We start from the raw sequence: 21,452 nt of genomic DNA, 5'->3' as shown, positions 1-21,452 counted from the left end.
CGGAGATGTCCCAACCGCGGAGGGCGTTGTGAAAGAAGCCGTACATATCGGCAGAAACCCATCGATGGAGCCGGACCTGGAAGAGCTGGTGGGCCGCGTGGCCCTGGGGGACGAGCCCGCGTTCGCTTCTGTTTACGACGCCGTCGTGAACCCGGTTCTGGGTGTCGTGCGTGCCGTGCTGCGCGATCAGGCACAGTCCGAGGAGGTGGCCCAGGAGGTTCTGGTGGAGGTGTGGCGCACCGCTCCCCGCTACCGTTCCGACCGCGGCACGGCGATCAACTGGATCCTCACCCTCGCCCACCGCCGGGCGGTGGACCGTGTCCGGCACGTGGAAGCCGTCGCCGCCCGGGACCACAAGGCCGCTCTGCTGGACCACACGCCCGAGTACGACGAGGTGACCGAGCAGGTCGAGGCACGGCTGGAGCGGGAACAGGTGCGGCGCTGTCTGCGGACGCTGACCGAGATCCAGCGCCAGGCGGTCACCCTGGCCTATTACCGCGGACTGACCTATCGCCAGGTCGCGGAGTCCCTCGCCCTCCCGCTGGGCACCGTCAAAACCCGCCTGCGCGATGGACTCATCCGGCTGCGCGACTGCCTGGGGGTGACCGCATGACCACCGCCGAACTGCACCGCATGACCGGTGCCTACGCCCTGCACGCCCTGTCCGACGAGGAACGCGACGCGTTCGAGCGGCATCTGGCCGACTGCGAGCCCTGTGCTCAGGAGGCCGCCGAGTTGTGCGCGACCGCAGCCCGCCTGGGACTCGCCGTCTCGGTGACACCTCGGCGGGAGATGCGCGAGCAGGTGCTGCGCCGCATCACGACCGTCCGTCAGGACTCCCCCGGCGAGCCGGCGCCGATGCGTTCGGGCCGTGCGCGACTGCGCGCCCGGCTGCTGTCGCGGTGGACGCTGGCCGCCTGCCTCGCGGCTGCTGCCGCGCTCGGCGGGACCACGGTGTGGCAGCACCAGCGGGCCGAGGACGCGCTCGGCCGGGCGCGCCGGGCCGAGCAGGGAACAGCGCAGATCAGCGCGGTGCTCGCCGCGCCGGACGCCAGGACCAGGGTCGCGAAGCTGGCCGACGGTGCCACCGGCACCGTGGTGGTCTCGCACGAGCGGGACCAGGCGGTGTTCCTCGCCGCCGGGATGGCGCATCCGCCGACGGGGAAGGTCTACCAGCTGTGGTTCGACGACGGAGGCACCATGCGCTCCGCCGGTCTGATGGACCCCGGACTCAGCGACCAGGCGGTCCTGCTGCAGGGTGCCGTGGACGGGGCTTCGGGCATGGGTGTCACCGTCGAACCCGCGGGCGGCTCGAAGCAGCCCACCGCCAGCCCGCTCGCCCTGGTGAACTTCCCCGCCTGAGAAGGTGTGGCCCCGCCGCGACGACCACTAGAACTTAAGCGACGGGCGGGGCCACCACACCTCAGCGGGGCGGGCGCGGGAAGAAGCCGCTGGTGCGGGCCGCGTACTGGGCGTATCCGGGCCGCTGGGCCATGTGCCGCTCCAGCAGACGCTTCCCGCTGCCCCAGATCAGCAGACAGCTCATGACCAGCGGCGACACGACCGTCACGGCGGCGGCCCCGGCGGAGTCGCAGGCGATCAGCCACAGCCCCCACCAGACGCAGAAGTCGCCGAAGTAGTTGGGGTGACGGGTGTAGCGCCACAGTCCCTGGTCCATGATCCGCCCCTTGCTCGCCGGGTCCGCCTTGAACCTGGCCAGCTGGGCGTCCCCGACCGCCTCGAAGCACACACCGAGTGCCACGAGGGCGGTGCCCGCACCGGCGAACGCGGTCATCGGACCGGGCACGTACTGCGCGGCCTGGACCGGCAGCGACACCAGCCACACCAGAGCGCCCTGGAGGAGGTAGACCGTGCGCAGGGCGTACAGGTTGCGGCTGCCGCGGGCCTTGCCGAGCAGTTGGTCGTAGCGCGGGTCCTCACCGTGCCCACGGCCGCGCCGGGCGATGTGTCCGGCCAGCCGCAGGCCCCACAGCGCCGTGAGCGCGGTGACCAGGTAGCGGCGGCCCGGATCGCCCTCGCCGGCCGAGGCCGCGCAGCTCGCGACCGCGACCGCGGTGAAGGCGATTCCCCAGGCGACGTCGACGATCCGGTGCAGACCACGCCGTACGGCGATCGCGAACGTCACCAGCATGACGGCGAGCGAGGCCGCTGCGGCCCATCCCAGATTCACCGCGAAGGCGCCCCATGCGAAGCCGCTCACAGCTGGTCCGGTCCCGCGTACCAGTCCTGGGGTGTCGCGGGCATGCCGACATCCCCGCCCGGGGTCGGCCGTACGCTCAGGATCTGGTCCACTCCCATCCGCCGCTCCTGGAACGCCAGGGCCCCACCGACCAGATACAGCCGCCACACCCGGGCCGTCTCCTCGCCGACGAGCCGGACGAAGTCGGCCCAGCGGTCTTCAAGGGTGCGGTGCCAGGCGGCGACCGTGCGGACGTAGTGTTCGCGCAGCGATTCGGTCGAGCGCACCTCAAGCCCGGCCTCCTCCAGCAGGGCGACCGTCTCCCCGAGCGGGCGCATGTGCATGTCGGGGGCGATGTACGCCTCGATGAACGCGCCGCCGCCCGGCGCCTTCGTCCCGCGGGACATCTGCTGCACCAGCACACGTCCCCGGGGCCGGACCAGGCGGTGCAGGGCGGCGGCGAACGCCGGGTACTCGGCGTCCCCGACGTGCTCGCCCATCTCGACGGTGGAGACGGCGTCGTGGGCACCGCCCGTGATGTCGCGGTAGTCCTGGCACACCACCTCGACCAGGTTCTCCAGACCGCGCTCGGCGACCTGTTCACGGACGTGGGCCGCCTGCTCCTTGGCCAGGGTGACGGCGGTGACCTGTGCCTTGTGCCGCTGTGCCGCGTACAGGGTGAGCGAACCCCAGCCGCAGCCGATGTCCAGCAGCCGGGCGCCGGGCGTGAGAGCGAGCTTGCGGCAGATCAGCTCCAGTTTGGCGCGCTGGGCGTCGGCCGGGGTGAAGTGCGGTTCGTCGCTGGTCCAGTAGCCGCACGAGTACGCCATGGTCTCGTCGAGGAGGAGTCGGTAGAAGTCGTTGGAGAGGTCGTAGTGGTGGCTGATGGCGGCCCGGTCGCGGGCCCTGCTGTGCAGACCGCCGCGCAGCCGTGCCTGGGAGGCGGGGGCGGGCGGCCGTGGTCCGGCCGCGCCCAGGAACGCGGCGGTTGTGGTGGCGCGGGCCAGGTCGGCGAGGGCGAGCCGCGGCGGGTGCAGACGGCGTTCGCGTGCGGCGGCCCACATCGTGCGCAGCCCCTCCGCGAGGTCTCCGTCCACGTCGATCTCGCCGGTGACGTACGCCTGCGCCAGGCCCAGCTCTCCGGGCTGCCACAGCAGGCGGCGCAGGGCGCGCCGGGAGCGGACCACGACGACAGGTCCCTCGGCCGGGCCCGCCTCGCTGCCGTCCCAGGCGCGCAGCCGCAGCGGGAGAGGCCCGCCCAGCGCGGTCTCGGCGAGTGCGGCGAGCCGCTGGGCGGCGCCGGTCCGGACAGTGGGGATGGTGTTCATCGCGCGAGGCTCTCCTTGGTGAACAGGTACTGCTGCACGTCGAGGTATCCGGAGCGGAACCCGGCCTCGGAGTAGGCGAGGTAGAGGGTCCACATGCGGCGGAAGGTGTCGTCGAAGCCGAGCGCGGCCACCTCGTCGGCCCGCTCGGTGAAGCGTTCGCGCCACAGCCGCAGCGTCTCGGCGTAGTGCGCTCCGTAGCCGTCCCTGCGCTCGGTCCGCAGCCGGGTGTGGTCGTTCACGGCGTCGGCCACCGCCTCGACGGAGGGCAGCAGACCGCCGGGAAAGATGTACTTCTGGATCCAGGTGAAGGTGTCCCGGCTGGCCAGCATCCGCTCGTGGGGCATCGTGATGGCCTGCACGGCGGCACGTCCTCCGGGGGCCAGCCGGTCGTCGAGGGTGCGGAAGTACGCGGGCCAGAACTCGGCGCCGACGGCCTCGATCATCTCCACGCTCACGACCGCGTCGTACGTGCCGCGGGCCTCGCGGTAGTCGCACAGGTCGATACGGACCCAGTCGGACAGGCCCGCCGCGGCGACCCGTTCGAGGGCGAGGTCGCGCTGTTCGCGGGAGAGGGTGAGCGAGGTGACCCGGGCGCCTCGCGCGGCGGCGCGGATCGCGAGTTCACCCCAGCCGGTGCCGATCTCCAGCACCCTGCTGCCCGCCCCGACCTCGGTGAGGTCCAGCAACCGGTCGATCTTGCGGTGTTGGGCCGCGGCCAGCAGCTCCCAGTCCGCGGGAAGGGCGCGGAACAGGGCCGCGGAGTAGGTGAGGGTGTCGTCGAGGAAGAGGGCGAAGAGGTCGTTGGACAGGTCGTAGTGGCGGCTGATGTTGGTACGCGCGCCGTCGGGGGTGTTGCGCTGGGCCTGCGGCTGACGCAGCGCCCACAGCCCGCGCAGCCGCTGCAGCGGGGCCGGGATCAAGGTGGCCGCGTTGTGGGCCAGCACCGCGAGGACGGCGACCAGGTCGGGGGCGTCCCACTCGCCGGCCATGTACGACTCGCCGAAGCCGATCAGCCCCTGGCCGCCGATGCGGCCGTAGAACGCCGCCGGGTCGTGGATCTCCAGCAGGGGGCCGCCCTGCCCGCCGGTGGTGCCGTCGGGCAAGCGCACGCGCAGCGGCAGGCGTTCGAAGGTGCGGCGCAGCACGGCCGCTGTGACGGCCCTGCGGGCGAGGGATGCCGGCGGCGGTGCGGCCACGTCGGGCCAGCGGTCCGGGTCGACGGCGGGGGGTGCGGACGGCGGGGCCGACGGCCGTACGGCGGGACGGTGTTCGGCGGTCGTCATGACGTGTTCTCCGGGTTGCGGTGGTGGGGGCGGGGCTGGACGGGCAGCCGTCGCAGGTACAGGCGAACGCCGTGCAGGCGGATGGCGGCGGACACGGCGAGGGTCGAGAACGGGTGGCGCACGGCCAGCCGCAGCAGCGCAAGCGGTGTGACGTCGTGGCGGCTGCCGCGGACGGTCGCGGTGAAGGGCCTGCCGCCGGCGCGTTCCAGGTGCACGGTCAGGTCGAGCCGCTCGCCGGGGTGGGGCAGGCGCATGCGGTAGCGGCCGTCGACGGGGAAGAACGGCGAGACGTAGAACTTCTTGTCGGCGCGTGCCGTGCCCGTCCCGTCGGGAAACAGCAGGTAGCTGTGGCGTTCGCCGTAGGTGTTGTGGACCTCGGCGACCACGCACCGCGCGGTGCCGTCGCGGTCGTGGCACCAGTACAGGGTCAGCGGGTTGAACACATACCCGAACACGCGGGCGTGGGTCAGCATGACGACCGGGCCGCCCGCCAGGTCCACGCCGTGCGCGGCGAGGAAGGCGTCGAGCCCGGCACGCACGGACGGCCGGTCCCCGCCGAAGTGGTCGCGCGCGTCGAAGCGCGCCAACGGCCGCAGCGGACGCGGGAGTTCGGGCGGGTGGTCGAGGTCGATCAGCCACATGTAGGTGCGGTGGCGCAGCGCGTGGCGGACCGGTGCGGTCCGTACGTGGCTGATCGCACACCGGTAGAGGGCGGGCGGGGCACTCACCAGCGCACTCCCAGCGCCGCGGCGGCCAGGGCGCCGGAGCGGCACCCGTCCTCGTGGAAACCCCAGCCGTGGTAGGCCCCGGCGTAGGCGGTCACGGAGGTGTTCAGCTCGGGCAGTCGTGCCTGCGCGGCGACCGACTCCGGGGTGTAGACCGGGTGTTCGTACACCATCCGGGCGAGCACCCGCTCCGGGTCCACGCGATCCTGCCCGCCCAGGGTGACGACGTACGTCTCGGGCGCGTCGAGGCGCTGGAGCCGGTTCATGTCGTAGCTGACGCGGACCTGGTCGGAGCCGGTCGAACAGGCCGGCATCAGGTAGTTCCAGGAGGCGCGGGCTTGCCGGGCGCGAGGAAGCAGACCGGTGTCGGTGTGCAGGAGCGTGGTGTTGCGGGAGTAGCGGAACGCGCCGAGGATCTCTTTCTCCCCCGGGGTGGCGTCGGCCAGCAGCCGGATCGCCTGGTCCGGGTGGGTGGCGACGACCACACCGTCGTACGACTGCGTGGTGCCGTCGTGCGTGGTGATGTCGACGCCGTCCGGATGCCGGCGTACGGCGCGCACCGGGGCCGCGAGGCGCACCGCGTCGAGGCGTGCGGCGACCCTGTCGACGTACGTGCGCGAACCGCCCGTGACGGTGCGCCAGGTCGGTGCTCCGGTCACGGAGAGCATCCCATGGTGGTCCAGGAAGCGGAACAGGTAGGCGGCCGGGTAGCGCTCGGCGGTGACGGCGTCGCAGGACCACACCGCCGATACGAGCGGGGTCATGAAGTGGGCGCGGAAGTAGGCGGAGAAGCCCTCCCGGTCGAGGAACGCGCCCAGGGTGCGGGGGCTTTCGGGCTCCTTCGCGAGCAGGCGGCGCGCGGCGCGGTGGAAGGCGGGCACCTCGGCGAACATGCGCAGACAGGAACCGCGCAGCGCGTTCCGCGGCCGGGCGAACAGCCCCGCAGGGCCACGGGCACCCGCGTACTCCAGCCCGCAGCCCTCGCACCGCACGGACATGCTCATCTCCGACTCCTGCGTGGCGACGCCGAGTTCGTCGAAGAGCCGCAGCAGACGCGGGTAGGTGCGCCGGTTGTGCACGATGAACCCGGAGTCGACGTGACGCATCACGCCGTCGCCGGACGTCAGTTCGTGGGTGTGGGCGTGCCCGCCGAGCCGGTCGTCGGACTCGTACAGAGTGACGTGGCGGTCGCGGCTCAGGACGTACGCGGCGGTCAGCCCCGCAACACCACTGCCCACGACGGCGACGCTCCGCCGCCCGCGATCACCGCCGGCCGCCCCCGGCCCGCCCCCTCGCACGCCTGACATCGCTTCTCCTCCCGGCCGGCCGCGGACACTGGTCCCGCGCGTAATCCGAAGCCGCCGCGGGAGCGGATTGGCCAAAGGGCAGGTCTTCCTTCGGACCGGTGAGGAACACCCGACGCGACCTGAGCCGCGTGATGCGTTACGGCATACGGGTGCAATCGGGATCCGCCGTGATCACATGACATGGTTGCCGGTTGTCATACGGTCGTGACGATCAACCTTCTGCCCCAGCACCCCATGCCGTCCCACCCGCGCCGCCGGGACGGAAAGGCCCCTTTGCCCGCACCCGAGGAGCGCGCCCGGTTGCGCCGCGCCTGGCAGCTCACCGACGAGCAGGTCGCCGCGGCGTTCGGTGTGACCACCGCGACGGTGCGCTCCTGGGAAAGCGGCCGGACCACCCCGACCGGCCTGCGGCGGGCCGCCTACGCCGCGTTCCTGAACGGCCTGGCCCAGGGACTCGCCCCCGCCCAGGCCAGGACAGCGGCCCCGCCGCCGGCGGTGCACCCGCCCCGCCGGGCCGCGAGGCGTCGCCCAGGGCGGCCGGCCGCCCGGCCGCAGGCCCGTCCGGCGCCCCAGCCGTGCGTCCCGCCGGTACCCGTGACACCCGAGGTCGCACCCGGGCGAGCCCCGGTCGCGGTCGCCCTTCCCGTGGGAGCGGGCCCCGATCCGGTGGCACCCGCGCGCCGTCGCAGACTCCGTGTCGTGGCAGCCGCGGCCTGCGCCTGGACGGTCTTCCTGCACCTCATGATCACTTCTCCGCCGCCGCACATGTAGCCCACTCCGCGGACACGACGCAGGCAGCGGGTCAGACCAGGCCGGTGACGGTCACGCTGACCTGCGCCGGCATCGTCTCCGCGGGAAACAACGCGGCCACGAGCTCCTCGACGGTGCGCCGGGCGGCGCGCGCGACATCCACACCGCGCATGTGACGGAGCGCGACGAGGCTGATCTCGACCTGCCAGCCCTCCGCGCCGCTGAGCCTGCTCACCCGCACCCCCGCCGACGCGGTGGCCGTCGTACTCCGGTCGGACCAGGGCAGGGCGGAGCGCAGCAGGCCGGTGAGCCCCGGTCTGAGGAATGCCACACCCGGCAGGTCCTCCACGGCGCGGGCGATCTCCTCGGTGAGCGTGGCGTGAACGGCGGTCCGGGTCATGGGGTGGAGCCTTCCTGGCTGTCGGCCGGGGTGTCGACGAGGTCGGTGATACGGATGTCCACCGACGCGACGGCCATGCCCAGCTCGCGGTCCGCGGCGGCCCACACCTGTCGGCGAACCTGTTCCGCGAGGTCCGGCAGGACGGCGCCGGACGGCGCGTGGACGTCGAGCCGGACCTCCACAGCGGCTGTCTCGTCGGCGTCCGGGCCGGGGACGAGGCGGCAGGAGCCGGCCCGTACTCCGGGCACCCGCTCGGCCGCGGCACGCAGGGACCGGGCAGCGACCGCTTCCATGATCCACAGATTCTCGCCCGGTTCGCCCAAGGGCATCGGCCGGCCGGGGCGAAGTTCGAGACGGACGACGTCCATGACCCGTTGCGTCAGCGTCGCCACGTCGTCGCCCGAAGGGTCCGCCGCGTCGTCGCGAAGGCCGCGCACGGCGGTCTCCAGTGCTTCGAGCTCGCTCACGGCCCGCCGGCAGTGCGGGCAGGAGAGCAGATGCGGGTCCTGAGCCTGCTGTTCCCATGCCTCCCACGCGGAGGAGATCAACCGTCCGCACGCGAGGTGTTCGTCCTCGCTGCCGGGGGCGTCGTCGAGCGGGTCGTTGTGGGCGGTCATCGCCAGGCCCCCAGTGCTTGTGTCAGACAACGGCGTGCGCGGAAGACCCGGGCGCGGACGGCCACCTGGCTGATGCCGACCGCGTCCGCGATGAACTCGTAGGAACGGCCGTCCAATTCTCTCAGCACCCAGCAGGCCCGCTGCTCGGCCGACAGCAGGTCGAGGGCCTCCCGCACCTCGCGGACCGCGTCGCGCCCCTCCGCGATCCGGGCCGGCGACGTGGCGTGCTCGGCCGCGGGCACGTCACCGGCCGCCTCCAGCGAGGCCGTCGGTCTGCGGGAGCGGAGCACGTTCAGGCAGCGGTTGGTGACGATCCGGTACATCCACGTACCGAAAGAGGCGTGGCCGTGGAACTCCGGCAGCCTCCGCCAGGCACTGAGGAAAGCGTCCTGTACGGCGTCCTCCGCCTCGACCCGGGTGTCGAGCAGGCGCGTGGCCAGCCGGATCAACGCCGGTGCGTGGCGCTGGACGAGGACGGCGAAGGCGTCCTCGTCGCCCTCCGCCGCCCGGACCGCCAACAGGGCGTCGTCCGTGTCGCCCCCGCTGTCGGGTGGTGCGCTCTGTGTGCGGGCCCCCACCACTGTGCGGCTCCTCTCGTCCGGTCTTCTCAGGGTTGGACACTGCTGCGCCGCCCTCGTTACGCATGACTTCCGGGAACGGGCGCTCTACGGATGCCCCGAGTCGGGATCAGGCGATGCCGCGCGGCAGGTCGGCCCACACGGTGTGACCGCGGCGGTCACACCGCTCGCTCGGCAGAAGAGAAATGGGAACCGAATGTTTTTTATATCCGTAGCCGGCTCGGGCCCGGATTGGTCCGGGAAATAAGTTCATCCGATCGGGTAGCCGACCAATCCGCCGGGCTTTCGGAGTCGGATTCCCCACGTGACCGACGACGAGAAGCAGACGCGACAGCGCCTCGACTGGGCGCGCCCGACCCTGGGCGCGTGCAGTGGTGTGCTGGCCGGCCTCGCCTCGCTCGGCGTCGCCGAGCTGGTGTCGGCTGCGGTGCGTCCGCAGGCCGGTCCGGTCGTGGCGGTCGGCGGCGCGGCGATCGACCGCACCCCGGCCGCGGTGAAGGACTGGGCGATCCGGCACTTCGGCACCAATGACAAGCTGGTTCTTCAGCTCGGAATTCTCGCGATGCTGGCGCTTTTCGCACTGGTGCTGGGAATTGTCGCACTGCGTTTTCGGCGAGGCGGTGCCGCCGGTGTTCTGCTCTTCGGAATTGTCGGAGCGGTATCGGCCACCAGTCGGCCGGATTCGACGAGTCTCTCCGACGCGCTGCCCTCCGTGGTGGGCGCGATCGCGGGAGCCGCGGTGCTCTACGTGCTGGTGGGCCGCCTCGCGCGGCGGGTTCCGTCGGCGGAACCGCTCGGCGGCGAACGGAACGGTCCGTCTTCCGGAGCGGGTTGGGACCGTCGCGGCTTTGTGATCGCGGCGCCGGCCGCCGCCGCCGCGTCCGCCGGGGCGGGGGTGCTGGGCCGGACGCTGAACAGTGCGAACGGCCAGAACGCGGTCGCCTCGCGCAACAAGGTCGTCCTGCCCCGTCCTGCCTCCCCAGCCGCCGCCGTACCCAGGGGCGCCGGTCTGCGGATCCCCGGGATCAGCCCCTTCGTCACCGCCAACGCCGACTTCTACCGCGTCGACACCGCCCTGGTGGTGCCGAAGGTGGACGCGAGGACCTGGCGGCTGCGCATCCACGGGCGGGGCGTACGACGCCCGGTCACCCTCACCTTCGACGACCTGCTCCGGCGCGAACTGGTCGAGCGCGACATCACCCTCACCTGTGTGTCGAACGAGGTCGGCGGCCCGTACGTCGGCAACGCGCGCTGGATCGGCGTACGACTGGCCGATCTGCTGGCCGAGTCGGGGGTGAAGCCGCCGTCGAAGGGCGGCCCGGCCGACCAGTTGGTGGCGCGTTCCGTGGACGGGATGACGATCGGCAGCCCGGTCGAGGACCTGATGGACGGCCGCGACGCCCTCCTCGCCCTGGGCATGAACGGCGAACCGCTGCCCTTCGCGCACGGCTTCCCGGTCCGCATGGTCGTGCCCGGCCTGTACGGCTTCGTCTCGGCCTGCAAATGGATCAAGGACATCGAACTCACCACCTTCGACGCCTACGACCCCTACTGGGTCAAGCGCGGCTGGGCCCGCGAGGCACCGATCAAGACCGAGTCGAGGATCGACACCCCCAAGCCGTTCGCCCGGCCGAAAGCGGGGACGGTGATGGTCGCCGGGGTCGCCTGGGCCCAGCACCGCGGCATCGACAAGGTCGAGGTCCGCGTCGACGACGGGCCCTGGCAGGAGGCCCGGCTCGCCACCGAGGACACGCGCGACACGTGGCGCCAGTGGTCCTTCCCCTGGCAGGCGGCCAAAGGCGGCCACACCCTCACCGTCCGCGCCACCGACCGCACCGGCGCGGTGCAGACCGACAAGCGCGCCAAGACCATCCCCGACGGCGCCAGCGGCCGGCACTCCGTGGTCGTGACCGTCGACTGACCCCTCAAGCCACTTTCTTCCCGTTCCCTCTATCACCGCAGCTCAGGCTGCACCCGACAACAGGAGCAACACCATGAACACCCGCCTCCGCCGCATCGCCGTCACCGTCGCAGCCGCGGCCGTGCTCCCGCTGGCCCTCAGCGCCTGCTCCGACAACAGCGGCGACTCCACCAAGTCCGACTCTTCCTCGAAGGCGTCCGCGTCGGCGACCACCTCGGACGACAGCATGACCGGCTCCGGCAGCACCGCCTCGGCGGACCAGCCGTTCGGCACCGGCTGCGCGGCCGTCCCGAAGGACGGTGCCGGTTCCTTCGACGGCATGGCCCAGGACCCGGTGGCCACCGCCGCCTCCAACAACCCCGCCCTGTCCACCCTCGTGGCGGCGGTGAAGAAGGCCGGGCTCGTCGACACCCTCAACAACGCCCAGGACATCACCGTGTTCGCACCGACCAACGACGCCTTCGCCAAGATCCCGAAGGCCACCCTGGACAAGGTCCTCAACGACAAGGCCCAGCTGACCAAGATCCTCACCTACCACGTCGTAGGCCAGAAGCTGGCGCCCAAGGACCTGGAGAACGGCTCCTTCGACACCCTGGAGAAGTCGAAGCTCACCACCTCCGGCTCCGGCGAGTCGTACACCGTCAACGACTCCGCCAAGGTCGTCTGCGGCAACGTCAGGACGGCCAACGCCAACGTCTACATCATCGACACCGTCCTGATGCCCGCCGGCTGACGCACCACCCACGTGCCGGGCGCCACGCAGGTGGTGCCCGGCGGCCCGACTCCTGTGACGGGGAGAAAAGCAGGGGGCCGGGGCAATCGCCCCGGCCCCCTGGCATCGCACGGGCGCGTGGTCCCGGACCGGCGGAACAGGGCCGAGATTTTCCGGACACCCGCGTCACACACACGGCCGGGACGGGTCTGACGGAGTGAGAGCAACCGTTGACGAAGCAGAGGGGACCTGCCATGACCACGCAGACCGCACCGACTTCCCAGAACGTGTCCACCCCGCAGACGCGCAAGCCCGCGCAGACCACGACAGACGTCTCCGGCGGTGTCGCCGGCGCCGACCAGCCGGCCGCGAACCGGGGCCGTACGTCGATCGCCGATGTCGTCGTGGTGAAGGTCGCGGGCATCGCCGCACGGGAGATCCCGGGCGTGTACGACATGGGCGGCGGCCTGTCGCGGACCATCGGCGCCGTCCGTGACCGGGTACCCGGCGGCCGGCCGAACGTGGGACGCGGTGTGAAGGTCGAGGTCGGCGAACGCCAGACGGCCATCGACGTGGACCTCGTCGTGGAGTACGGCGTCCCGATCACGGACGTCGCCCGTGACGTGCGGGAGAACGTCATCTCCGCCGTGGAGCGCGTCACCGGCCTGGAGGTGGTGGAGGTCAACGTCACCGTCAACGACGTGCACCTGCCCGAGGACGACACCGAGAGCCAGCTCACGGACTCCCGGGTGGAGTGATCGTTCTCTCTGGCAGCGGGTCCGGAAACCGTCGAGAAGGGAACACGTGGTGAGCAGACCGGTCGTGGGGATGGCCGCCGGGATGGCGTTGGCCTTCGCCGGATTCTTCGGGGGCTTCGGGGCGTTCCTCCTCGTGGCCGCACTGGGTGCGCTGGGGTGGGCGGTGGGCCACTGGTTCGACGGTGGCGGACGGATGCGGGATCTGCGGGACGCCTTCGAGCGGAGCCGTCGATGACCACGGCGGCACAGCGCGGCACAACGACCGTCTCGGACAAGGCCGTTCGCAAGATCGCCGAACGGGCGGCCGCCGAAGCGCTGGCCGACCGTGGAGCCACGGCCGTGCACGGCGTCGCGAAAGGCAGCGCAGGCGTGCGCGGGTGGCGGGCGGACGTGGCCGTCGATGTGGCCCTGCCCTATCCGGCCCCGCTGGCCGAGACGGTACGCAGTCTCCAGGAGCATGTCGGCGCCCGCACCCGGCAGTTGACCGGCCTCGATGTCGCCCGGCCGCGGGTGGGCGTCACCGCCCTGACCCCGTTGCCGGCCGACAGCGTGGCGGCCACAGCACAGAAGGGGACGCCGGCCCGGGTACCGACGACGGCGACAAGCGGCACCCGCACGCCCCGGCGCCGGTGGTCGCAACGGCGGCTGCCGATGACACTGGTCACGCTGACGGCGGCCGTGGCAGCCGGCGCCCTGGCCTTCGACATGGTCATGGTCCACACCGCGCACCGCCCGGCCGCCGCCTGGCGCACCGGGATCCTCCACTGGATGGCTGGGCACGGCCCCGGCGAGCCCGGTGTCGTCGTCGGCTCCGGACTGGTCGCCGTACTCGGCCTGCTGTTGGTCGTCCTGGCTCTGACACCTGGACACCGCGGGCTGCTCACCGTCGACTGCGACGCGCGGCTGGGCGCGGCGGTCGACCGCCGCGCGGTCGCGGCTCTCGTGCGGGACGCCGTGGCCGCGACGGCGGGCATCGACGCGGTCACGGTACGGGTCCGGCGCCGCCGCGTCGCCGTCCGGGCCCGCCTCGCCTTCGGCGACCGCACGACCGCGCGCGACGAGGCCCGTGAAGCGGCGCGGCGAACGCTGGAGGACTGCAGCCTGCGCCGCCCACCGCGGCTGCGCGTCGCCGTCCGGCCGCAGCCGTCCTGGGACCCGGCGACGACACCCGCGCCGGACGGGGGAGACACGTCGGGCGTACAACCCACCCGTACCGTTCCCGAAGGAGCGAACCCCTGATGCCACGACTGCGCACGGTCCTCAACCGGACCGTCCTCGCCCTGGCCGGGCTGCTCCTCCTCGCCTGCGCGGGACTCGTCCTCTCCCTCGCGCCCTGGGCACCGCACCTTCCGGCGCCGTGGCCCCGGCCCGGCCAGCACACCGTGCTCCTGGACGCGGACCGGCTTCCCGGACTGCGGACACACGGCTGGTGGACACCCACGGTCCTGGCGGGCTCGATCGCCGCGACCAGCGTGTTCGCCCTGTGGTGTGCCCGGCAGCTGCGCAGCGGCGCCCGCCCGGTCGTACCCCTGTCCGCACCGGACAGCGCCCTGCGGACCCGAGCCCTGGAAGACGCCGTCACCCATCAGGCAGTCGCCGTCGCAGGAGTCGCGGGCTGCCGTACCCGTCTGCTGGGACGACGCGACCACCTTCAGGTGAGGATGCATGTGTGGCTCCACCCGGACACCGCCCCCGCCGGCGTGCTGCCCGCCCTCGCCACCCTTGCCGACCGGACCGAGAGCGCCCTCGCTCCCCACGCCGTCCGCACACAGGTCCGCCTCAGCGCCCGCTCACACCGCGGCCGGCGCATCCGCTGAAGCACCCGCCGGTACCGTACGCACTGTTGACCAGGCCGAACGGAAGATCGTCGTCGATCTCACCCACTGACAGACCGGACTCGTTTCAGCATGGAACAGTCCGCCTGCTCCCACCAACTGCGGCTGCAGCGCAACCTCGGCCTGGTCACCGGAGAACGCCGCGGCCGCTCGGTCATCTACGCGCTCTACGACAACCACGTCGCCGAACTGCTGGAGCAGGCCCTCTACCACGTCGAACACCTGCGCCTCGGCCTGCGCGACGCCCCGGCGGAGGTGCCGACCACAGCGGCCGGGACCCGCTGAACCCTCCCCCGGCCCGACGTGAGCGCGGGACGACCGACGGCGGCTACGAACTTCACCTGAGCTTTCCGGTCTTCAAACACCCTGCTGCCGCCAGATGACCAACACCTCCTCGCTGACCCTCTCCCTGAAGTTGGCCCGCTCTGCCGTGCTGGCGATGTCCGCACCGGACAGAACCGCGGTGCACTAGTCCCTCCGAACTGCCTTCTCCCGGAGTTGGTCGGCCGCCGCTAAACCCTTCTCCGTGTACTCCTGCAACAACGCACCTCCGGCCGACGCTCACCTCCAGCGCTTTGCCAGTCGTCAGCCCTCAAGGGCGGGCCCGCACACACCCGAGTCGACGGCGTGCCCACAGCGTGCCCTAGAGACCGGTAAACCACGGTCAATAGAGGTGTGATCCCACGTAGTCGTGCGCCGCACCAGAGCACATACGCCCAGGTCAGAAGCTACCCAGCCCGGCAAGCGCCCTCGCTTCCCAAGCTGAGAGTGCGAGTTCGATTCTCGTCACCCGCTCTTTTGAAGCCCCAGGTCAGTGGCCACGTCCTCAGTGGCTCGACGGTGCGGACTGCGACGGCACGAGTGCTGGTTCTCCGCTCGGCGGAGCCGCCGTCTTCAAGGCGTCTGGGCCCCTGCTGGTGCGCGGCAACAGTCGTCCCAGTGACCGGTAGAAGCGGTCCGGCAGGAAAGCGGCGTCCGCGATGATCATCGCGCCGGAGAAGAGCGGCAGCCCCATGAGCACGGCGATGCCCAGGTGCATGCCCAGCAGCATGGTCAGGACCGGGTATTTGAGCCGTCCGAACAGGACGAACGGGAACGCGACCTGCAGCAGCACTGTCAGGTAGCAGGCAATGGCGATCAGTGCGGTGTGTTCGTCCACCATGAGGGAGAGCTCGGGCCAGGGACGGAACAGGTCGAGGTTCAGGACGTAGTGGAGGGCGGTTCCGTTGCCCCAGGAGCCGCCCTGCACCTTGTAGAGGCCCGCGGACCCGTAGAGGAAGCAGACCTGGGCCGCGATGACGAACATGCCGCAGTTGTGGAGTACCGCCGTCAAAGTCCGGCGGGACATGGCCAGTTGATGCCGGAGGTCGTCTGCACCTGAGTCTGTCGAGCCGCTCTCCCCCTTCCCCGCGGAGGCCCGGCGACGGGTTCTGCGCGCGTCCAGGGACCAGCGTCGGCCGCATGCCGTGAAGACGAGATACAAGGCCATGAGGAGGATGAGGTTGTCTCCTCCGTCGGTCATGAAGATCGCTCTGGCGTGGAACGACGCCACCACGACCGCGAACAGCACGGACACCGCTCTCGTCCGCCAGCCCAGCATGAACAGCGCGGACGTGACGAGGGCCAGCGCGTAGCAGGTCTCGAAGTACGGCCGGCTGTCGGACAGGGTGAGGATGCTGGCCCACCCTGTCTGGTCGAAGAGTTGCCTGGCCAGGTCGGGCGTCCATGGTGATCCGGGTCCCCAGATCTCGTCGCGGTGCGGAAACTCGCGCAGGAGGAAGACGAGGTACAGGAGTCCGTAGCCAATGCGTAGAACAGCCGCTGCGTAGAGGGAGACCGGCTGCTCGGTCAGGAACGTGAGCAACGCGCCGATCCGCTCCGGTACGCGGCGGCGTGGCGGGCCTGCGTCCGCCTCATCGGGGATACGTGGGATGCGTAGGTGCGGGGCGAGTGCCTGCTCAGTTTCCACGGGAGGTCACCTTCCACCAGGGCAGATACCGCGTTTCGACAGGTTTCGGCGCGGCTGCGGACGAGCCGGGGCCGGGCCCCTCGGCCGGCGCGGCGATGGGCACGGTGATCACCCGCAGCTGGACGGACTCGAAAGTGCCGCCACGACGGTCGGTGATGCGGTCCGCCGCGATGTCGGTCAGGTACCGCTGCATCATCAGCGCCCGCTGCGAACGGGGCCGGTCGTCACCGCCATGGGTTTCGAGGTACGAACTCCAGGCCCGCCGCAGCATGTTCTGCGCTGTGTGACTCGGGAAGGCGTCGTGCTTCACCGCCGAGTCGTCGACGCCGCTCAGGTCGAACCAACCGCTCACCCGCACACTGCCGTCCGGAGTGGTGTGCAGGGTCCTTGCCGAGATCTGCCGGTTGACCGATTCCGGATCCGGGGCGAAGAGCCGCCAGTTCTGTTCGAACAGGGGGAAGACCCAGGCGTTGACCTGTCGGCTGTACTGCCGGGAGAGGGGGTTCGGGGGTGCCACGTGCAGAAACACCAGGAGAACGTGGACCAGGGCCGTCGCCAGGCACAGGGCCACAGCCGCGCTCGTTCCCGCCTTCAGGAGGATGGGCGGAGGCTTCGAAAGCCCTTGGCGCGGAAGGGTTGTCCCGCCCCGGTCGCCGCCCCGATCCCCGCTCCGGTCCGGTTCGTCGACGTCCGCCGTTTCGATGCCGCCCGGCACGGCCCCACTCGGGCTTTCCATTCTGGCTTCTCTCACTGTTTCTCCTGAGATTGCGCCAACGGCGCGCGACGGAATCGACCACGATCCGTCGCGCGCCGCTCGTCCTGCTCGCTCAAGGGGAGCTAGGCAGCTTTCTTGGGGTGGCCTTCGTGATCGTTGCCGTAGCCTTCGGGTTTGTGGGGCTTGTCGGGCTTGCCCTGATGCCCGCCATTGCCGCCATAACCGCCGTGGTCATCGGGCTTCCCACCGTGATCGTGGTCGCTGGGTTTCCCGCCATGGTCATGGCCGCCGGGCTTGTGGCCGTGATCGTGATGGCCGTTTCCACCGGTCGACCCGCCTGTCGCACCACCGTTCGTACCGCCCGTGGTGCCGCTCGTGCCGCCCGTCGTACCGCTCGTAGTAGCACCCGCGATGACACCGCCCAGCGCGCCGCCGGTGGTTCCACCCGACGTCAGGACACCGCCGAGAAGGCCGCCGGTTCCGCCGCCCGTCGGCACGCCGCCGATGACGCCGACCGTGGTGCTGCCCGTCGTGCCCGCTGTGGCGCCACCCGACGTGGCACCGGCGACAACGCCACCCGTGATCAGACCACCGGTGGTTCCGCCCGCGGCGCACGTACCGCGGTTGATCGTGTTGTTGTCCAGCGTCACGGCGCCGGTACGGGCCAGTGCCCGGCCGGCGATGGTCGTTCCCGTGGTGACGGTGATCGACTCCTGGGCCATGATGGTGCCCACGAACGTGGAGTTGGTGCCGAGCGTGGCCGAACTGCCGATCTGCCAGTACACGTTGCACGGCGAGGCGCCGTTGATGAGAGACACGTTGCTGCCGGACGCCGTCGTCAGAGTCGAGCCGATCTGGAAGACCCATACGGCATTGGGGTCGCTGTGTGCGTCGAGCGTGAGCGTGCCGGTGATGCCCGCGGAGATGGGTGCCTTGTAGACGCCCGGATCCAGCGTCCTGCCACCGAGCTCCACGGGGTCGGGAGCGGTGGGGTAGGTGACGTCCGGTGCTTGTCCGGCGGCGTTGTTGTACCCCGTGACCAGGTCCCTCTTGGCCTGGAGCGCCACCGCGTCCGCAGAGTGCTGGGTCCCGAGCACCGTGCCGGGCGGAAATCCGGTGATGGCCGTTCCCGGCGACACTCCGAGATCACCGGTGATCGACGAGGGCCCGGTGTTGGTTACCTGGGAACCGGCCAGTACGGCAAAACTGGTCGCCGTACCCAGAGGCACAGGCGTGGCAACGGCGCTTGCGCTTGTCGGCGTCATCGCGAGCACGACAGCGGCGATCACCACGGCCGTCACCGCCGCGATCCACACCGACATGGTGCGCCGTAGCGGCGCTTCAGGGATATTCAGCGTCATCGAGGGGCCAACTCCTTTGAGCGGATGTTCTTGGCGGTTCCCGGTCGCACAGAATCGCCTGTTTCTGGCGTTGGCATATTACCCAGGAGTGTGCCGACTGATTTTTCCCGCGAGGAGTGCCACAAAATGCATAGAAATGCTTAATGGGCCGCGTGGTTGTAAATCCATAATCCTCGCCGGGTGCGACCGCCCGGCATGGCCGGCGGGACGGAAGGCCACCGCGAGAAGACCACTCATGCCCCCACAGAAGGCAGCCATTTCCATGGGTGTCGGTCGAGGCCGGTCCACTTCATGATCTTGGGGAACTCGGCGAGGATCCGGCCACTGCCTGCACTTATCCGATGCGCGAGGATCTGATCGCGACAGACCGGCCACGTGTGATGCACCCGGCACGGCCGAGTCGCCGCATCACGGTATTCCGTGCCTGACAGGCCGAAGGAAAGTGTGCGGTCGGCGCATCGCTCGGAATATGCCCGAGCTGCGCTGCCCGCAGTATTATTGACTGTGGGTTGCTTCACTCTCACGTGCAGCCGCCTGGAAGGGTGGCTCCGGCGTGTTCGCGCCGGAGCCATTGCCGTCGTCGCCCGCGTTACAGCCCAGGAGGCATCGGTGCTCGGCAGTGGAATTGAATCCGCCGACGGGGGCATTCCTGATCGCCTCCGCCCGGAGTTGCCCGGCCGTCGCTGAACCCTCCGCCGTGTGCTTGTGCAATCGCGCCCCGCCGGCCGGCGTCCGCTTCCAGGGCTCGGCCGCACGTCGGCCACCCGGAGTGGCCCGTCACGCCTCCGAGCCGACGGCGTGCCAGAGCGTGCTCTCAAGACCGGTCAACCACGGTCAACAGCGGTGTGATCCCACGCATCCGGGCGCCACACCAGAGCACGTATGCCCAGGCCAGAAGCTATCCAGCTCGGCAAGCGCCGTCGCTTCCCAAGCTGAGAGTGCGAGTTCGATTCTCGTCACCCGCTCCATGACAAAGGCCCAGGTCATCGACCTGGGCCCTTTCGCTGTCTTCGGCGATCAGTCGCCGCGTGCCGGATTCGTGCCAGAACGTTGATCGTCGGGGTCGGCGGTTTCCGGTTCTGACACGACAGCAGCATCCTGGCGTGCCTTGCTTAGGGTCGCGTCGAGACCGGCTGCAACTTCCTGCTGTCGCGTCGACAGTGTGTGTCCCGTGTGCCGAAAGTCCCAGAACCGGAAGCCCTCCGGCATGCCGACGACGACACGGCCCGGCGCCATTCCGACCGAATGAACTCCGACGGAAGGCCGCTCCCTTCTCCCCGAGGAAGACCATCAGGCGCCGGCGCGGGCCGAGTTGATCCGCCAGCGCGTCGGCCCGCGCCACGGTCGCGATCGGCCGCTCGGCCGCCTTCTCCTTGCCCGCGCCCTTGATCCGGCACGGGTTGCGCCTGATCAGCCCGTCATCAACGGCGGTTTCCATGATGTTCTTGAGCAGCCGGTACGCCTTGGCAGTCGCGGTCTTCGCTCCAGCCACCTGAAGACGATCGGTACGCCACCCACGTACGCGAAGAGCTCTCGATCTTCAACCCACTTGTCCGCGTACACCTTGAAGTGGACCGCCCCCGACTCGAGATCACGCCGATCCCCGATCGTCGCGAAGGTCTCCGGAGCCGGGCGCATGATCCCGTCCGGTCCCGGACAACGGGCCTGATACCGATCGGAAGGAAGCCGGCGGATCGCTCCGAGGCGTCGGCGCCTGCCTTTGCTGTCAGCCATCAGGCAGCTCTCCGACCATGCTGGTTCGACAGTGCGGGAACGATCCGAGCGGCGACGTCCGGTTGGGCCGACTACTCCTCGGTGATCGTGCCCACCGGATGGGAGGTCACCTCGGCACCCGCCTCCGCTCCGGGAGATGGGTCCTCGCCCACTTCGCGAGTTCTTCGAGCGCGGGCTCCAACGCCGCGCCCGCTTGGGTCAGCTGGTAGGACACCCGCAGTGGCGGCCCGTTGTCCACCGTGCGCACGACGAGTTCCGTGGCGGCGAGCTCGGTGAGGCGGTTGGAGAGCATGCGCTCGCTGATTCCGGGTATCGCCCGGCGCAGGTCGGCGAAGTACGTCGGCCCCGTGATCAGCACGGACATGATGGGGCCGGTCCAGCGCTTTCCGAGGAGCTGGAAGACGCGCGTGATGCCCTCGTCGACCTGTGTACGGGACACCGCGTCCTGACGGGCTGCGCTCCCGTGGGTCGGGTGCATCGGCCGATTCATACGCATGGCGCGGTCGTGCAGAGGGATCCATGGGCGTTGTACCGGGCGCGATCCTCGCCAGGATGTCGGTCCCGACTGGTCTGCGTGGCTTGGCGGTTCCACGTGTGAGATGCCCCCGCACCTGGCACGCGCGGTGCTCGGACGGCGGAACATGTCCCGCTCGGGAGCGGCTGAAGCCACGACGTGATCTCGCGGTCGCGCACGTAGGTCATGGCGTTTCCTCTGCGGGCAGTTGCTGGGACGACTTGGGATGTGTGGCGCTCGTGGCAGGACGATCAGCCGGGGGTCAGCCGGGGGGGGAGCCGGGGGTCAGCCTCTGAAGATTCGCTCGGCCCGGTCGCGGTGGGTGGTGTGCAAGTCCCAGTAGAGGAGGGAGAGTTGGTCGGCCGTAGCCCGTGGCTGTCCGTAGAAGGTGGGGGTGCCGATCGTCGCGTCGATGCCGACGTGGGTGGCCTGGATGCCGGTGTCGGCCAGTTCCTTGTGCAGGTTGATCGCCCAGTTGCGCAGCGCGGCCATGGCAGTGCTGATGGGGGCGGTCTGCGGCTGGGGGTTCATGGAGCCGGCACTGGTGGTGAACAGCAGGGTGCCTGTTCCGGCTTCGCGCATCGCGGGCAGCACCGCCTTGGTGGCGGCGATGGCACCGTAGAGCTGGAACTCGATCTCGTGCTGCACGTGCGCGGGTTCGGTGTCCGCCGGGGTGGTCAGCGCGGTGGTGCCGAACGTGCCCACCGGGGAGTACTCCAGGACGTCGATCCCGCCGAACTGCGCG

22 protein-coding genes and 2 pseudogenes are annotated in these 21,452 nt (G+C 70.7%); 10 read left to right on the top strand and 14 right to left on the bottom strand.

The window, feature by feature from the left end; genetic code table 11:
- The first annotated feature begins 28 nt into the window (after positions 1-28).
- Both OC490_RS21035 and OC490_RS21030 read left to right on the top strand, forming a co-directional pair.
- Complete coding sequence (locus tag OC490_RS21035; RefSeq protein ID WP_262059507.1) at positions 29-613, top strand: sigma-70 family RNA polymerase sigma factor; 585 nt, start codon at positions 29-31, stop codon at positions 611-613.
- Positions 610-1,362 (top strand): anti-sigma factor, encoded by a 753-nt coding sequence (locus OC490_RS21030; RefSeq protein ID WP_262059506.1) that lies wholly within the window; start codon positions 610-612, stop codon positions 1,360-1,362. Before OC490_RS21035 ends, OC490_RS21030 begins: the two co-directional genes overlap by 4 nt.
- A 61-nt stretch (positions 1,363-1,423) precedes the next feature.
- Here the strand turns inward: OC490_RS21030 and OC490_RS21025 are convergent, their stop codons facing one another.
- From OC490_RS21025 to OC490_RS21005, 5 genes are read right to left on the bottom strand one after another with little or no spacing between them, the layout of a single operon-like run.
- Positions 1,424-2,221: a DUF1295 domain-containing protein gene (locus OC490_RS21025; protein ID WP_262059505.1), complete on the bottom strand. Its 798-nt coding sequence runs from the start codon at positions 2,219-2,221 to the stop codon at positions 1,424-1,426.
- The gene (locus tag OC490_RS21020; protein ID WP_262059504.1) at positions 2,218-3,528 is read right to left on the bottom strand and encodes an SAM-dependent methyltransferase; all 1,311 of its coding nucleotides are present in this window, start codon (positions 3,526-3,528) and stop codon (positions 2,218-2,220) included. Before OC490_RS21020 ends, OC490_RS21025 begins: the two co-directional genes overlap by 4 nt.
- Complete coding sequence (locus tag OC490_RS21015; protein ID WP_262059503.1) at positions 3,525-4,811, bottom strand: class I SAM-dependent methyltransferase; 1,287 nt, start codon at positions 4,809-4,811, stop codon at positions 3,525-3,527. Before OC490_RS21015 ends, OC490_RS21020 begins: the two co-directional genes overlap by 4 nt.
- On the bottom strand, positions 4,808-5,539 hold the full coding sequence (locus OC490_RS21010) for a DUF1365 domain-containing protein (RefSeq protein WP_262059502.1): 732 nt from the start codon (positions 5,537-5,539) through the stop codon (positions 4,808-4,810). The genes OC490_RS21015 and OC490_RS21010 overlap by 4 nt, the downstream gene beginning before the upstream one ends.
- Positions 5,536-6,843, bottom strand: coding sequence for an NAD(P)/FAD-dependent oxidoreductase (locus OC490_RS21005; protein WP_262059501.1), 1,308 nt, complete (start codon positions 6,841-6,843; stop codon positions 5,536-5,538). The genes OC490_RS21010 and OC490_RS21005 overlap by 4 nt, the downstream gene beginning before the upstream one ends.
- Before the next feature lie 204 nt (positions 6,844-7,047).
- Between OC490_RS21005 and OC490_RS21000 the strand changes: the two genes are divergently transcribed.
- Positions 7,048-7,614: a helix-turn-helix domain-containing protein gene (locus OC490_RS21000; protein WP_262059500.1), complete on the top strand. Its 567-nt coding sequence runs from the start codon at positions 7,048-7,050 to the stop codon at positions 7,612-7,614.
- Between the two features lie 31 nt (positions 7,615-7,645).
- On the opposite strand, the gene OC490_RS20995 is transcribed toward OC490_RS21000, so the two are convergent.
- From OC490_RS20995 to OC490_RS20985, 3 genes are read right to left on the bottom strand one after another with little or no spacing between them, the layout of a single operon-like run.
- Entirely contained in the window at positions 7,646-7,993 is a 348-nt protein-coding gene (locus OC490_RS20995; RefSeq protein WP_262059499.1) for a hypothetical protein, read from the bottom strand.
- The gene (locus OC490_RS20990; RefSeq protein ID WP_262059498.1) at positions 7,990-8,610 is read right to left on the bottom strand and encodes an Asp23/Gls24 family envelope stress response protein; all 621 of its coding nucleotides are present in this window, start codon (positions 8,608-8,610) and stop codon (positions 7,990-7,992) included. The genes OC490_RS20995 and OC490_RS20990 overlap by 4 nt, the downstream gene beginning before the upstream one ends.
- Positions 8,607-9,191 carry an RNA polymerase sigma factor gene (locus OC490_RS20985; RefSeq protein ID WP_262059497.1) on the bottom strand — a complete coding sequence of 195 codons (585 nt, stop codon included), beginning with the start codon at positions 9,189-9,191 and terminating at the stop codon, positions 8,607-8,609. The genes OC490_RS20990 and OC490_RS20985 overlap by 4 nt, the downstream gene beginning before the upstream one ends.
- A gap of 301 nt (positions 9,192-9,492) precedes the next feature.
- Between OC490_RS20985 and OC490_RS20980 the strand changes: the two genes are divergently transcribed.
- From OC490_RS20980 to OC490_RS20950, 7 genes and pseudogenes are all read left to right on the top strand, one after another.
- Complete coding sequence (locus tag OC490_RS20980; RefSeq protein ID WP_262059496.1) at positions 9,493-11,109, top strand: sulfite oxidase; 1,617 nt, start codon at positions 9,493-9,495, stop codon at positions 11,107-11,109.
- A gap of 73 nt (positions 11,110-11,182) precedes the next feature.
- Positions 11,183-11,842: a fasciclin domain-containing protein gene (locus OC490_RS20975; protein ID WP_262059495.1), complete on the top strand. Its 660-nt coding sequence runs from the start codon at positions 11,183-11,185 to the stop codon at positions 11,840-11,842.
- 233 nt (positions 11,843-12,075) lie between these two features.
- Positions 12,076-12,579: an Asp23/Gls24 family envelope stress response protein gene (locus tag OC490_RS20970; RefSeq protein ID WP_262059494.1), complete on the top strand. Its 504-nt coding sequence runs from the start codon at positions 12,076-12,078 to the stop codon at positions 12,577-12,579.
- A 49-nt stretch (positions 12,580-12,628) separates the two neighbouring features.
- On the top strand, positions 12,629-12,814 hold the full coding sequence (locus tag OC490_RS20965) for a hypothetical protein (protein WP_262059532.1): 186 nt from the start codon (positions 12,629-12,631) through the stop codon (positions 12,812-12,814).
- Positions 12,811-13,818, top strand: coding sequence for a DUF6286 domain-containing Asp23/Gls24 family envelope stress response protein (locus OC490_RS20960; RefSeq protein ID WP_262059493.1), 1,008 nt, complete (start codon positions 12,811-12,813; stop codon positions 13,816-13,818). Before OC490_RS20965 ends, OC490_RS20960 begins: the two co-directional genes overlap by 4 nt.
- Positions 13,818-14,396, top strand: coding sequence for a hypothetical protein (locus OC490_RS20955; RefSeq protein ID WP_262059492.1), 579 nt, complete (start codon positions 13,818-13,820; stop codon positions 14,394-14,396). The genes OC490_RS20960 and OC490_RS20955 overlap by 1 nt, the downstream gene beginning before the upstream one ends.
- 90 nt (positions 14,397-14,486) lie before the next feature.
- Positions 14,487-14,699, top strand: a pseudogene (locus OC490_RS20950) (transcriptional regulator); the annotation flags it as partial.
- A 541-nt stretch (positions 14,700-15,240) separates the two neighbouring features.
- Here the strand turns inward: OC490_RS20950 and OC490_RS20945 are convergent.
- From OC490_RS20945 to OC490_RS20920, 6 genes and pseudogenes are all read right to left on the bottom strand, one after another.
- Positions 15,241-16,383, bottom strand: coding sequence for an HTTM domain-containing protein (locus tag OC490_RS20945; RefSeq protein WP_262059491.1), 1,143 nt, complete (start codon positions 16,381-16,383; stop codon positions 15,241-15,243).
- Positions 16,373-17,119 carry a DUF5819 family protein gene (locus OC490_RS20940; RefSeq protein WP_262059490.1) on the bottom strand — a complete coding sequence of 249 codons (747 nt, stop codon included), beginning with the start codon at positions 17,117-17,119 and terminating at the stop codon, positions 16,373-16,375. Before OC490_RS20940 ends, OC490_RS20945 begins: the two co-directional genes overlap by 11 nt.
- Before the next feature lie 101 nt (positions 17,120-17,220).
- On the bottom strand, positions 17,221-18,459 hold the full coding sequence (locus tag OC490_RS20935; RefSeq protein WP_262059489.1) for an ice-binding family protein: 1,239 nt from the start codon (positions 18,457-18,459) through the stop codon (positions 17,221-17,223).
- Between the two features lie 1,017 nt (positions 18,460-19,476).
- Positions 19,477-20,193: pseudogene (locus OC490_RS20930) on the bottom strand (hypothetical protein).
- A 106-nt stretch (positions 20,194-20,299) separates the two neighbouring features.
- Positions 20,300-20,671: a winged helix-turn-helix transcriptional regulator gene (locus OC490_RS20925; RefSeq protein ID WP_262059488.1), complete on the bottom strand. Its 372-nt coding sequence runs from the start codon at positions 20,669-20,671 to the stop codon at positions 20,300-20,302.
- A gap of 321 nt (positions 20,672-20,992) precedes the next feature.
- On the bottom strand, positions 20,993-21,452 hold a 460-nt coding region (locus OC490_RS20920; RefSeq protein ID WP_262059487.1), incomplete at its 5' end, for an SDR family NAD(P)-dependent oxidoreductase.

Source organism: Streptomyces sp. STR69, from assembly GCF_024519455.1.
GTDB lineage: Bacteria > Actinomycetota > Actinomycetes > Streptomycetales > Streptomycetaceae > Streptomyces.
This window is presented reverse-complemented; position numbering and strand designations above follow the sequence as displayed.